Raw genomic sequence first — 12,799 nt, 5'->3', positions numbered from 1 at the left:
TGACATGCAATCGTCTTTTGCTTTAGGACACTGTTTTAAGTGCTTTATTCGCGTCATGCCAGCGCACCCACATAAGTAGCGCAAAGTAAAACACCCATAAGGCGGCTAGTGCATAAAATCCAGTAGAAACTTGGGAAATACTAGCCCCCATTTGATTAAGCTGGACGGAGGTGTTGATACCCGGTGTCGTGGGTACGAACCAACGTATGATCTGTAAAACTGTGGGCAGCTGATCTGCTGGCCACGGATAACCACTGACAAAAAACATCGGTAGTGAGCTAAAAATTAGGATTTGCATACTACGTTCGCGCTGGCGAAACCAGAGTCCAAGCACACAACCAAGTGTCGCCACGGTTGGACAAAATAACAAAAGGAACAGTAAACTGCCAAGCATGTTTTGCCCACGCGGATAGTGGTGTAGCTCAAATGTCCAACCATAATAAAAGCAGCCAATAATGAAGCTAAACATACTGAGCGCAGCAATTCGCCCAAGCCAACCACGGATACTTGTCGCATGTCGCCGCTGCTCATACCATGTACCAATCAGCATCGCTGTGGCGATTAATAAGGTTTGTTGCAAAATTAGAATAGAGACCGCTGGCACCACATAAGCGCCATAACCTTCTGTTTGATTGTATAAAGGGATAATTACTAATGGTACCGCTTGAGTATTAGCAGCCGCTGTTGCTGAATAAGCACCTTGTGCCACGTTTTTTTTGACTTCAATCCCTGCTGATACCGTACTGACTGCTTTTAAAAAGCCCATCTGTACGTTTTTATTTAACAGAAAGTAGCCGCCATTACCCAATACGCTGACGCTCGCCGCTTTTCCCGATAGTACTTGCTGCTCAAGCCCACTTGGAATGACCATGTACCCAGCGATTTCATCTGACCACATGGCCTCTTTAGCCTGCTGCTCGTTGAGAAAAAGCTGTGTGTCTAACTGTGGACTGGCACTCGCATAGCGAACGATGGTTCGTGATAGATTACTATTGTCGTTATCAATGATACCAACAGGTACATGGTTGACCACTTCTGTCGAATACGGCCAAGGATAAAAAAAACCATAAATAATAGGGGCAATCAGTAAGAGTAATAGCACACCTTTATCAGAAAAGATGTCCTTAATGGTCTGTAAAAAACTACCTAAGAAACTAGGTGTTGAAGACTGCTTGATTGAATCTGACGTTGTCGAAGATAAATGGTCTTTTGGTGGTAATGACATTAGCGCGCCCCCCAACGTTCAGGATGCGCCAGCGCGCGTTTGGTTAATAAAGTAGTCAGGGTCATCGCAATCGTCGTGGCAATAGCCAGACCATAGACGATCGGCAATGACACAGCAACAGGGGCTTGCATCTGTAATTGTGCAATGTGCAGTTTTAGATAGTGAGTGAGTGGCAGTGCATCTGACCAATGCCGAGCACTGTCACTGATAGCAATATAAGGGAAGGTCACACCAGCAAAGGCATAAGAAGGTGCTGAAATAAAACCAGTAGCAGACAAGCCCATGCGTAATGAAAATGAGCCTAAGGTAAAGATAGCACCCAGCCAAAACGATAGCATTATTAATAATATCAAACCAGCATAAGTTGCAAGCACTGAGCTCATGGCAACGGATTCTTGCGGCGTGGCAAGCCATAGAGCCAACATCGCCCAAATGCTAAAGGCCAATGTCGGCCAAAAGTATTTGCCCAACAGACCAAACAATAAGACTAAAACGTTTGCACTTTCCGTCATATCTTCATTCGCATGACTAGAGACAGAGATTTGATCATTTTTGCTCATGTTATGGTTGTTTTCTACGGCATTTAATATTTGCCCTGATGTTGACTCGTTTTTTGTGATTCGTGTCAAATTGGGATGACCTGTACTGATAAAGCGATACCAGTGGCCGAGTCGTTTATCCCGCAGCTCACGACCAATCGTCGTTGCACCGATCACCATCGCTAAAATATGCAGCAGCGCGGGTATGACCGTTGAAGCCAAAAACTGCTGATAATCGGTGGCTGCATTAAACAGGCTGATACGCTGTATGCCAATCGGTGAGTAAGCAATCGCAGCTTGCGACGGTGCCATGCCTTGTTTGACCAAGCGTTGTATCTCAACGCCTGCCGATAACGTCCCAGCGACCGCTTGAACGCTGGTTTGGATAATGCCCGAATGTGTACCGTACTGAGCATTTACTTGTAAAATTAATGGAGCAGGCTCAGCAGATAAAATATGCCGAGAAAAATCTTCAGGGATAATGACAATAGCGTAAATATCACGCTGCAAAATAGCCGCTTTTGCCTCAGCCTCTGAGTAATAAAGTTGTCTAACCGTTAGAGTAGGGCTGGCTTCCAAATAGCGTACCGCGGTATTGGCAATCGGGCTATTGTCTTGGTCTATCACCCCAATGGGCAAATCCGTAATCTGTGTTTGTGAAAATATCCACCAAATCAGTAGGACGGTTGCCAGTGGTATCCAGACCACCATACTAAAGTCCCACGGATTTTTGGTCAAAAACCGTCGCTCATAGGCAGCACTACGTAAAAAAGCCTTACTTAACTTCATCAGATGCATGGCTTACTCTTGGCTTGCATTAGTAAGTGCTGGATTGACGCGTACAATAACGCTCATACCTGAGCGAATACGTGCATCGGGAGTCGTCGGACGTGCTTTTACTTCAAAGGTACGTACATCGAATCCATCATCATTATTGGTCGGCCGCCAAGTGGCAAAGTCAGACAATGTTGACGTAGCATAAACGGTAAACTGTTTGGTATAAGGCTTATTTGCTGATGACAGCGCAGGAATCGTACCAGTAAATTGCTGACCAATCGCAAACTGGTTTAAGTAGGATTCGGTGACATTAAGTACGACCCACTGCTCATCGGTATTGACCAACGTCAAGATAGGCACGCCTTGTCCGATGACTTCACCCGCGCTGACAATGACATTGTCCACAATGCCTGCAATAGGGCTTTTTAAATTGGCTTCTTCTTTTGCCACCAGTGCTTCTTCTAGTTGCGCATCGACTTGCGCTACTTGCGCTGTCGCCGCTGATTTATCTTCACTGCGTGCGCCTTCTTTTGCCAAATCGTATTGCAAGCGCGCCGCTTCAGTTTGATCTTGAGTGGCCAGATATTGCGCATACGCCTCATCGCGTTTTTGCCGTGCCATAAGGCCTTCTTCATAAAGGCGGTTGACACGCTGGTAAGTGTTCTCTGCCAAATCAGAAGCAGCTTTGTTGGCTTGCCAAGCCGCTTTTGCTTGAGCGATCTCTTGTGGACGGGCGCCATTTTCGGCTTTATCTAACTGACTTTGTGCCATTTGCTTGCCAGCCAGCGCCTGATTGATCTTTGCGTTAATCTCAGGCGAGTCCATTTCAATCAGCTGTTGCCCGACCGTCACCGCATCACCTTCTGTGACCAGAATTTTGGCAATACGTCCCGGTACTTTTGCAGCGATGGAGGTTTGCTGCATCTGCATCTGCCCTTGCAAAGTCACGACTTCAGGTTCGCTATGCTGATTGCTTTTATATAGACCATAGGCAATAACGCCTAATACAATCAGAACCAATAGCGCCAGAAGTGCCTTTTTTATCATGGCAGATTTATCCGCTTTTTCTGCATGGCGCTTATAAGTAGGCACTGCTTGCTCATTTTCAGCATCAGTTGCTTGATCGTTATGGTTATTGACTGAGTCGGTAGATTGCTCTGAGTCGTTTAACTTGCGCGAGTCGTCTGATTCGTTGGTAGATTCAGTCATGACAGTGAGATTCCTAAAGCAGCAAAATTGAGGATAAAGGGTATGTTATTAGTACATTCGTACAGCATAAGGTTTGGCGCTTTCTAAGGCTTCAGAATTAAAAATCGCACCAAAGGCGACGATAAATGCTGAATAATAAAGCCAAAGCATAATGACCACGGCAGCTGAAAGCGCGCCAAACTCAGCGCTATAGTTATTAAAGTTTTGCACATAAATCGAAAATAGCACAGACAATACAATCCAAAGAATGGTCGACAGAGCTGCTCCTGGCACCAGTTTTTTTAGCGCGACGGTGTCACGGTTTGGGGCTAGGCGATAGAGGCTTAAAAAGCTCAAAAATATGATACCAGCCAATATAGGCCACCTGCTCCAAAGCGCAATCGTTTTAGCTATTTGCGGGAAGGGGAAATAGGCTGCCCCTACAGGAATAATAGCAATAGAAGAGACCGCTATAATCAAGATTACTACCGCGCCAAAGGTTAAGCTGACTGCTAAAATGTTACTTTGTATGAAGTTACGCTCTTGAGTGATATGAAAGGCGAGATTGATCAGAATAATTAAAGATTTAACACCTTTAGAGCCAGCATAAAGGGCGAGTAAGGTCGATAAGACAAGACTGAACGTGAGCGCGGATGTGGTATTAGAGACCAATGCGCTTAGGCGTGAATTGAGGACTTCATACACCGTATCAGGTATAAACGGACGCAAAATCGAGATTTGCTCTTGCATCTCAGCTGGTGAAAACGCGAGACCATAAAGCAGTACAAACACCGCCATTACTGGAAAAATTGATAAAAAACCAAAAAATCCCACGCTCGCGCAGTGCGCCCAAACATTAGAGTTGTTCGCAATACGCCACGTCTTTAATGAAGGCTGCAGCCAGTTACTTATTAATTTAGAAGTCGGGTTTTTCATAAAACAGTATTCACAATAGAGTTAGCAATAGTATGGTTATTGACAGCTTTATGATAATTAGTATGGTCAGGCTACTGTAATAGTATTGCGGCGTTAACCTCGCTTGAGGTATCAAATATACCTCTTCGCTCAGCTGCCTTGTCATACTTTAAAATCGAATCAACTATATAAACGCTTATCCACACTATCTATCATTTTCAAATTAAATCATTACTCAGTATACAAAGTCGGTAATCGAATATCAGCAGCATTAAGATAGGCATTAAAGGCAAGAGGCGTACCACAGCTTTGCATGAGTGCGGCCAGCGATTGTACATAGCTGTTCGCCGCTTGCGCTTGTTCAGTACGTGCTTTAAGCGACTGCGTTTGTGCTTGGACTACCTCAATCGGTGTATTTACACCTTCTTGTAGCCCCAACTGGCGCAAACGTAAGACTTCTGCGGCCAGATCTACGTTACTTTGTAATGCCTGATAACGAGATTGGGCATTATTAACATCGTGCCAGTTTTTTTCGACCAGTAATAATAAATTGTCACTGACTTCGATTTCAGACAGATCCGCTTGGCGTATTTTGGCATTGCTCGATGCGAGTGATGCATTTTTATCAAGACCACCCCACAGCTTCCAGCTGGCTGATATACCGGCTACCCAACTGGGGTCTTTTTCAATTTGTCCGTAGCCATAGAGCATGACGGTAGGCTTGTGACCAGTATCTGATAGCGCATGTAGCTGCTCAGCTTGCGCGCGTTTGGCGGCGACTTTTTGTAGACCTGGGTGATTGGTGAGTGATAAATTCTGAAAATAGTTTACATCGGGTAAAGGACGGCTAGAGACGAATAACGGTGTCGTAGGTTTGATGCGATAGTCGGTACGCAATAACCGCTGTAAAGCCATCATCGCAAGACGAGCATCGTTATTGGCATTGACGGACTCACTTTTTGCATCGGCAAGCGCAGATTGTGCTTCTAGGCGATCAACACGTGAGATAAAACCTTCTTCAAAAAGCCGCTGCGCCATATGGTCAGTCTGCTGCAAGGTATCATAAGCATCTTCGCGTAAATAAGCGGCAATGATGGCCAGCTGTGCCTTAAAATAACGCTCAATCAGGGTATTATAAAGCTCGTTTTTATCCAATAGGCTGTCTGCGACGGCTTCTTGGGTACGGGCATTGGAAGCACCTGTCAAAGCGTTGGTACGTCCAGCAGTATAGATGGGCCAAACCACGCCCAGACCTGCACCAGCCGTTGAGCCTGAGCGCTTTAACTCATAAGAATCTGGGATACGCTCACCGACCAATTCACCAAAATTCGGCAAATCTGGTAATGGTGGAATAGGCGGAATCACATTATCGACACCATTGTTAACGTCATTAACAATACCGTTTTTCAATGATGATAAGTCAAGATCCGCGTCTAAGTTGTAAGCGTTGGCTGATAGTTGGGCAAACACCAATGGATTGTCTAAAGTTTTGAGCGCATCCGTTTGATATTCACTAGCAGCAATCGCCGCTTGATTGGCGGCCAGTTTCGGTGACACTTGTAATAAGATATTTTGAGCTTGCTCAAGGCTTAACAGGCTAGATACTGCTAATGGATAACTATTATCAATACTTTTATGGGTAATGGGATCGATAAGCGTTGTTAAGCCAGTTTTTTGCTCAGCTTGACCCATATCCGTATCTGTCGTTGACCTTCTATTTTGAATCTCATTTTTTTGAGTACTGTTTTGAGCGCTGTCTTGAATGCTGCTTTGAGTACTGTATTGAGTGTCAGCATCGATAATTTGCGTCACTGCAACGGCTGTGACCCCATTCGGTGACTCGATATTATGATCAGTAGCGCTTGCAAAAGCAGGCGCTGCTAAACCCATGAACGTAATCGTCATCACCGCAGTAGACAGAGTCGATAAAGCAAATTTCATAAGTCACATAAGCCATTAATTAGAATGCAAAGTATTTTAGAGTCAGGCAAAAAAGTATCAAAAACATCAACTGTTATGGTCAAACCCTGTTCAAACAGTTCAATATGGTCAACCATTAACAGCAGCCAACATTTTGTTATGGATAACAAGCGCTACACTGTAGTGGCACAATGGTGACGGGTCAATGCTCAGTATTTGCTTACTGTGCGTTGAATAAGCCATGATTTTATGTTAGAGGTCGGGTGTTAAGACAAATAATAACATCATTTGTTAATTAATAATAAAAGGTTTATCAAGTCATTAGCATTTAAATCGATTTTAGATCACTTTTAAAAGTTTTCAGCGAAAATGATGGTTAGTTATGATTGTTGTACTACAAAGCAGCTTATAAACTATACATAACAGTGGTGTGTGCTATATTTCAGCACCTTATAGCGTTGAGCAAGATTAAAATGAATGGCATTTATTTTAACTGTCAGCAATTGCTCATTGGCGCAGTGCTAATGTAAATAAAACTGGCTATTACGATAGGCGTTACTCACAAAAAGTATGTGCCATCAATAAAGACTGGGCTATAAAATATAAATGTAAAAAATGAATGCAACAAAATAGGATGTGAGTAATGGCAGGATATATTTTGGCTTTGGATCAAGGGACGACATCGAGTCGAGCGATATTGTACGATGATCGTGCGCGTCCGATAAAAATGGCACAGCAGCCCACCACTTTACAAACCCCAAAAGCGGGCTTTGTCGAGCAAGACGCGCAACAAATTTGGCAAACGCAGATTAGCTGTGCCCATGATGTGATTAATCAAGCAGGGCTGCTTGCTACCGACGTCACCAGTATCGCGATCACCAATCAGCGTGAATCTATTGTCATGTGGGATAAGCAAACGGGTAAACCTTTAGCCCCTGCCATCATTTGGCAAGATCGCCGTACGGCGAACTACTGTAAAACACTCGCAGCTGAGAGTGCCAGTAGCATGATGAATGGCAGCCATGATGATGTGACAAGCGAAGTGCAACGCATTACAGGCCTACGTTTAGATCCTTATTTCAGCGCCAGCAAAATCGCTTGGTTACTAGAGCACAATCCGAAATTGAGCGTACGAGCCAGTAGAGGAGAAATAGCGGTTGGTACTATAGACAGTTGGCTCATATATAAGCTCACCGGTGGCGAGCATGTCATTGATGTGACCAATGCTTCCCGTACTTTATTATATGATATCCACAAGCTTGAGTGGTCAGAAGAGCTGTGCGCCCGTTTTGCGATACCCATGAATATTTTGCCTAAAGTCCTACCATCTGATGGTGACTTTGGTAAAACTAAAAAAGGACTGTTTGCCAAACAAATTCCTATTCAAGCGGTATTGGGCGATCAGCAAGCGGCACTTTTTGGACAAGGCTGCCTCGATGCTGGTATGGCTAAAAACACTTATGGTACTGGGTGTTTTATGCTGATGAATATTGGTCAAAAACCCAAACTGAGTGAGCATAAACTACTAACGACAATCGCTTGGCAACGAAAATCCACACCGACTCGTCCAGACAATTTATCGTTCGATCAAATTGTACAGTCAGGCAAACGCATGTTGCAGCCACCCAGAAAAGAAGTCACTTATGCCTTGGAGGGTAGTGTGTTTATGGCAGGTGCTATTGTCCAATGGCTACGGGACAATCTGGGTATGATTCAACACAGCAGTGAAGTCGAAGATTTAGCCCGCCAAGTTGATAGTAGTGAAGAAGTGGTGTTACTGCCTGCATTCACAGGGCTAGGAGCACCCTATTGGCGCTCCGATATCAGCGCGAGTATTACTGGTATGAGCCGCGGCACGACGAAAGCCCATATTGCTCGTGCTGCGTTAGAGGCAGTTGCTTATCAAACTTATGATGTGCTCATTGCCATGCAAAAAGACAGTCCTCATCCATTAACTGAGCTAAGAGTAGATGGCGGCGCGGCTAACAATGACTTATTGATGCAGTTTCAAGCTGATTTACTCGATGTGCCTGTCCTGCGTCCGAGAGATACAGAAATCACTGCCAAAGGTGCAGCATTACTCGCAGGTTTAAAAACGGGGCTATATGATGAAGGGACGATGCAAGCATCATGGCAAGTCGATCGGATTTTTGAACCCCAAATGTCCAGTGATATCCGTGAACAACATCTTGATAAGTGGCAACGAGCCATCGATAGAGCATTGACATCCTTATAAGTATTGAACAGACACATTAAAATATTGTAACAACTCAATGAAAAATTACTTAAAACGCTTCACTGTCCTACAAAATCATTATAAAGATACAGGCTGTAACGCAAGGCAATCGCAATCTGGACACAATTTACACAACCTATCTATCTGTTGTTATCCATAAATTTCTATACTTTAGGCGACTCAAGTAACACATGAATCGAGTAAGACCGCTAATTTTTAGCACTTAATAAATCTAAAATATAACAAATTAATTTAAGGATAAAATTATGAGTAACTATGACGGTATTGATCGCAGTGAAGTAAAGCATATGTCAAAAGAAGCTAAGCAGGATCTGAATGCTGATATCATCACAGGTGAGCCAGGTTCGCATCCAGTAGGCACAGCTATTGGTGGTCTTGGCGGCGCAGCAGCGGGTGCAGCAATCGGTACAATGGCAGGACCACTTGGCACACTCATTGGCGGTGCGATTGGTGCTATCGTTGGTGGCGGTGCAGGACATGCAGCAGCAGAAGCGATTGATCCAACACGTGAAGAAGCTTACTGGCGTGCAGAATATGCAAATGTTGATTATTACAAAGAAGGTTATGACTTCGACCGTGATCTACATCCAGCTTATGCAGTAGGGTACGCCAACCGTGCTCGTTATCCTGCGGATGCACGTTTTGAAGACCATGAAGCTGAATTAGAGCGCTCATGGCATGAAGTAAAAGGTGAATCACGCATGGAGTGGGAAGAAGCACGCAAAGCATCGTATGACGCATGGAATCGTGTATCGTAATAAGCGAAACTAACAGCACATTTGATTTAAGTAAGTAGACAGTATATAAGCTTACTACCTTATCACTGGGCTTAGTCTGATTGTAGACTTGGGTCTGCTAATAGACTAAATACTTTCAATTTATGCTATTTTAAAGTCTTCAAAGATTTCTTTGGAGGCTTTTTTGCTGTATATTACTAAGTATGAATATATTAAACAGCCAATCATCTTTGGAAGCAATATTCTAGAATAAAAATAATAGGTAATCTATGAACAATAATGCGGAAGCTAAAAGCGCCAGACAATTTTATATTGCCACTGCCAACTTGCTCAATTTTGCCAATCCTAACCGAATTTATTATGACAATGCGCCAGCTTACAGTAACGATGAATACGAGCACAAGCTAAGCGGCATCACCGATTTATTAGCAAAAGCACATGCTGATATTATTGCGGTACAAGAAGTCTGGGATAGTAATGCGCTTGAAGCGTTGGCGGTGTCGTTGGGATTTAAGCCCGAGCATGTTGTTGTTCCGTTGGCAAGTAACGACCGTTCAAGCCCTTATACCCATGGCAAAGGGGCACAAAACACTCCTGCCGTTGGTATTATTAGCCGTTTTGAGCAATTAGAAAGCCGCTTGCTTGAAGATATTGCACCAAAAGCGGTGATTGATATCCCTGATATTGGTCCTTACCAGCGCTTTAATCGTCCACCATTGGTAGTGCGGGTCGATGCCTTTGGTCAACCGATAACGATTATTACGGCGCATCTAAAAAGCAAACGGGCATTTTTCTTGCGTGATGAAAGTGGCAATTTGTTAGAAGACATGGACGATCCAAATATTCGAGTCCGTGCCAAGCTCCGTAGCTTATGTATGCGCGCCGCAGAAGCAGCTTCTATTCGCATGTCTATTATAGAGCGCTTACGTCATACTCGTGAGCCATTGATTTTGTTAGGCGATATGAATGATGTCACCGGTAGCGTCACCACCCAATTGATGGCTGAGACTGGTGAAGTTAATTATGACAAAGGCATGCGCGATGTTGCATTATTCGATGCTGCCCGTATCCAAGCACGCTATGGTTGGATGAAAGATGTGGCATATACCCATATATATCAAGGTATGCCAGAAGTGATTGATCAATTATTTGTTTCAGAAGAGTTTCTTCCTGATAGCAAGTTTTCACTGGGTCAGGTTGAAAGAGTAGACTATTTCAATGACCATTTAAAGTGGGACTATGCAGATAGGGTCATCGATCATGGTATTATAAGAGCGAAAATTAAACTCAATGATTAAATTTTTTACATTACGTGGTTAACGCTATTAAATGATTGACCTATACATTAATTTTTAACCCATTTATCTCCCTTGCTTGATAGTGTACAAGCGTTTATGATGCCTCTCCATTAGACATAGTAGCGCTAATATCAGTGCTACATTATTAGCTAATAGGATGTAATTCTTCAATTTAGGGCGAATACTATCTATTGAAGATTATATTTATAAAATAGGGTGTAACATTAAGAGACTTATGATGAGCGAAAATAAAGACGAAAAGATTGAAGATGTGTTGGTAGATTCGGAACTGGCAAAAAAACTGGTCCCGAATAAGTTTAAGTTTACCAGCCAACAAGGCCGTGCGCGCCGTCAAAAACTTTTGGCTGGTGCCAAGAAGTTAAGTGAAACACAACCTATCAATGACATTACTTTGGCAGCTGTATGTGAAGAAGCAGGCATTCCAAGAGCTTCTGCTTATCACTTTTTTCCTAACATAGAAGCAATATTTTTAGCATTGCGTTTTTTGAATGCTATCGAAATATTAGAAATAGTAGAAACAGTCGATATTGGTAATTATGACAGATGGCAGGGCTATTTGACGGCGCTTATTGATAATTGTGTGACGATATTCCATAACGACGAAACCAAAGCCAAGCTCATTTATGACACGAACACGCCTGATTTTGAAGGTGATAGTTTTGGTGAAGATATCGATCATCAAATCGTCGATTTGGTTTATAAGCGTTTATCAGAGCGCTATGAGATGCCGAGTTTCCACGATATTCAAGACACGCTATTGATTGCTTATAGCATTATTAATGCGATATTCACATTGTCTTATCGTCGTCATCAAAGCATTACCAATGAATATATCCAAGAAGCAAACACTGCATTTATCGCTTATTTGCGTTGCTATCTACCAGAAAAGCTACCGCGTAAGAATCGCTAGTTTTTTCGCTATTTAGATGATGCATAGACATTAGAGTGTGATTAACATGCTCTAATGTCTGCTAAGTAAATACAAAAAAAGCCGACATAATATGTCGGCTTTTTTGTATTTACTGCCTTGCTGAGCAGTGATAATAATGGACTTAACGGATAGGCGTCAATACTTGCCCACGGCAACTATCAGCACTCGCATCTAATGTCTCATATTGCTTATAATAGCTGACGATCAGCTCTTCCAAAGCGACGTTGGTCTGTGAATCATGGGTATTGACGTATGCTTCGCGGGCTTGTTCAAGCCAACGATCTGCCATGCGAAAATGGATGCCTGATTCCCGCGAGCCGCGCTCGCATTGGTTCGTATCAGCCCAAATTAAAGCGACCTCGCTGAAAGCTATCTCTCGTGGTGCTGACTCGATACCACCGCTATCTTTTAGCGCGCTTAAGGTTGCCCATAGATCGGGGCGCATGAGAGCAGAGTTTGAGGGTATGTCTTGAATAAGGTTGAGATCTTGTTCCTTGCCATTTTTTAAGGTAGTCAAAATCGTCTCTGCTGCCTGTGCTGCTTGCTGTCCAGCAGGTGAACGACTATTCATGCTATCTTGATGGATAGCGTAGTTAAGCCAGGCCTGAGCTTTATAGGCAAAGTATTGTTGACGTGCGCTCATATTTTTTTGTTGATATGGTTGTAACTCTGTCAACATACAATTCATAGCACGTTGGCGCGTACTTTGGTATTTTGGGTGGTGAGATTGAGTTTGAACCTCATTGGCACAGTGAGTAGCGTCATGGGTTACTGCCACTTCAGGAGTATGATGACTCGCCGATGCAACCGAGGTCATTGTTAGGAAGAAAACGGTTGATAATAAAGCCTTTATAGGCTGTTTATAATGGGCTGCTTTGTCGGCAGGATTAGGCATGATGCAAAACCTCATATTAAGCGGAGCAGTATCAATATTGGTGTTGGTACTTGCGGTTTTTGGCGCTGATCTCATCGCTTATTAAAATATATCTGT

General features: G+C 43.4%; 10 protein-coding genes. 4 read left to right on the top strand and 6 right to left on the bottom strand.

Translation table 11 applies throughout. The features are described 5' to 3' along the window. Positions 1 to 22: 22 nt before the first annotated feature. From ACT3S4_RS04915 to ACT3S4_RS04895, 5 genes are all read right to left on the bottom strand, one after another. Positions 23 to 1,225, bottom strand: a complete 1,203-nt coding sequence (locus ACT3S4_RS04915) for an ABC transporter permease (RefSeq protein WP_444760584.1) — start codon at positions 1,223 to 1,225, stop codon at positions 23 to 25. Beyond that, positions 1,225 to 2,562 carry an ABC transporter permease gene (locus ACT3S4_RS04910; protein WP_444760583.1) on the bottom strand — a complete coding sequence of 446 codons (1,338 nt, stop codon included), beginning with the start codon at positions 2,560 to 2,562 and terminating at the stop codon, positions 1,225 to 1,227. The genes ACT3S4_RS04915 and ACT3S4_RS04910 overlap by 1 nt, the downstream gene beginning before the upstream one ends. A gap of 3 nt (positions 2,563 to 2,565) precedes the next feature. Next, positions 2,566 to 3,750: an HlyD family secretion protein gene (locus ACT3S4_RS04905; protein WP_193009347.1), complete on the bottom strand. Its 1,185-nt coding sequence runs from the start codon at positions 3,748 to 3,750 to the stop codon at positions 2,566 to 2,568. A 48-nt stretch (positions 3,751 to 3,798) separates the two neighbouring features. After that, the gene (locus ACT3S4_RS04900) at positions 3,799 to 4,665 is read right to left on the bottom strand and encodes a YihY/virulence factor BrkB family protein (RefSeq protein WP_045452110.1); all 867 of its coding nucleotides are present in this window, start codon (positions 4,663 to 4,665) and stop codon (positions 3,799 to 3,801) included. Between the two features lie 210 nt (positions 4,666 to 4,875). Further along, positions 4,876 to 6,585 (bottom strand): TolC family protein, encoded by a 1,710-nt coding sequence (locus tag ACT3S4_RS04895; protein ID WP_444760582.1) that lies wholly within the window; start codon positions 6,583 to 6,585, stop codon positions 4,876 to 4,878. 622 nt (positions 6,586 to 7,207) lie between these two features. Between ACT3S4_RS04895 and glpK the strand changes: the two genes are divergently transcribed. From glpK to ACT3S4_RS04875, 4 genes are all read left to right on the top strand, one after another. After that, the gene (gene glpK / locus ACT3S4_RS04890; protein WP_444760581.1) at positions 7,208 to 8,800 is read left to right on the top strand and encodes a glycerol kinase GlpK; all 1,593 of its coding nucleotides are present in this window, start codon (positions 7,208 to 7,210) and stop codon (positions 8,798 to 8,800) included. Positions 8,801 to 9,066: 266 nt separating this feature from the next. Further along, positions 9,067 to 9,579, top strand: coding sequence for a hypothetical protein (locus ACT3S4_RS04885; RefSeq protein WP_045446919.1), 513 nt, complete (start codon positions 9,067 to 9,069; stop codon positions 9,577 to 9,579). Positions 9,580 to 9,827: 248 nt separating this feature from the next. Then, entirely contained in the window at positions 9,828 to 10,856 is a 1,029-nt protein-coding gene (locus ACT3S4_RS04880) for an endonuclease/exonuclease/phosphatase family protein (RefSeq protein WP_198330793.1), read from the top strand. Between the two features lie 238 nt (positions 10,857 to 11,094). After that, a complete protein-coding gene (locus ACT3S4_RS04875) occupies positions 11,095 to 11,787 on the top strand; it encodes a TetR/AcrR family transcriptional regulator (RefSeq protein WP_055124242.1) in 693 nt (230 codons plus the stop codon). 142 nt (positions 11,788 to 11,929) lie between these two features. Here the strand turns inward: ACT3S4_RS04875 and ACT3S4_RS04870 are convergent, their stop codons facing one another. Then, on the bottom strand, positions 11,930 to 12,703 hold the full coding sequence (locus tag ACT3S4_RS04870) for a hypothetical protein (RefSeq protein ID WP_444760580.1): 774 nt from the start codon (positions 12,701 to 12,703) through the stop codon (positions 11,930 to 11,932). Between the last annotated feature and the right edge of the window lie 96 nt (positions 12,704 to 12,799).

This window comes from Psychrobacter sp. AOP30-A2-5 (assembly GCF_052378115.1).
Taxonomy (GTDB): Bacteria; Pseudomonadota; Gammaproteobacteria; order Pseudomonadales; family Moraxellaceae; genus Psychrobacter.
The sequence above is the reverse complement of the archived record's forward strand: the minus strand, read 5'-3'. Positions and strand labels throughout refer to the sequence as shown.

Bases quoted from the DNA above. Each gene is read 5' to 3' on its own strand.
- ACT3S4_RS04915 (WP_444760584.1), bottom strand. From the start codon at position 1,225: ATGTCATTACCACCAAAAGACCATTTATCTTCGACAACGTCAGATTCA.
- ACT3S4_RS04910 (WP_444760583.1), bottom strand. From the start codon at position 2,562: ATGCATCTGATGAAGTTAAGTAAGGCTTTTTTACGTAGTGCTGCCTAT.
- ACT3S4_RS04905 (WP_193009347.1), bottom strand. From the start codon at position 3,750: ATGACTGAATCTACCAACGAATCAGACGACTCGCGCAAGTTAAACGAC.
- ACT3S4_RS04900 (WP_045452110.1), bottom strand. From the start codon at position 4,665: ATGAAAAACCCGACTTCTAAATTAATAAGTAACTGGCTGCAGCCTTCA.
- ACT3S4_RS04895 (WP_444760582.1), bottom strand. From the start codon at position 6,585: ATGAAATTTGCTTTATCGACTCTGTCTACTGCGGTGATGACGATTACG.
- glpK (WP_444760581.1), top strand. From the start codon at position 7,208: ATGGCAGGATATATTTTGGCTTTGGATCAAGGGACGACATCGAGTCGA.
- ACT3S4_RS04885 (WP_045446919.1), top strand. From the start codon at position 9,067: ATGAGTAACTATGACGGTATTGATCGCAGTGAAGTAAAGCATATGTCA.
- ACT3S4_RS04880 (WP_198330793.1), top strand. From the start codon at position 9,828: ATGAACAATAATGCGGAAGCTAAAAGCGCCAGACAATTTTATATTGCC.
- ACT3S4_RS04875 (WP_055124242.1), top strand. From the start codon at position 11,095: ATGAGCGAAAATAAAGACGAAAAGATTGAAGATGTGTTGGTAGATTCG.
- ACT3S4_RS04870 (WP_444760580.1), bottom strand. From the start codon at position 12,703: ATGCCTAATCCTGCCGACAAAGCAGCCCATTATAAACAGCCTATAAAG.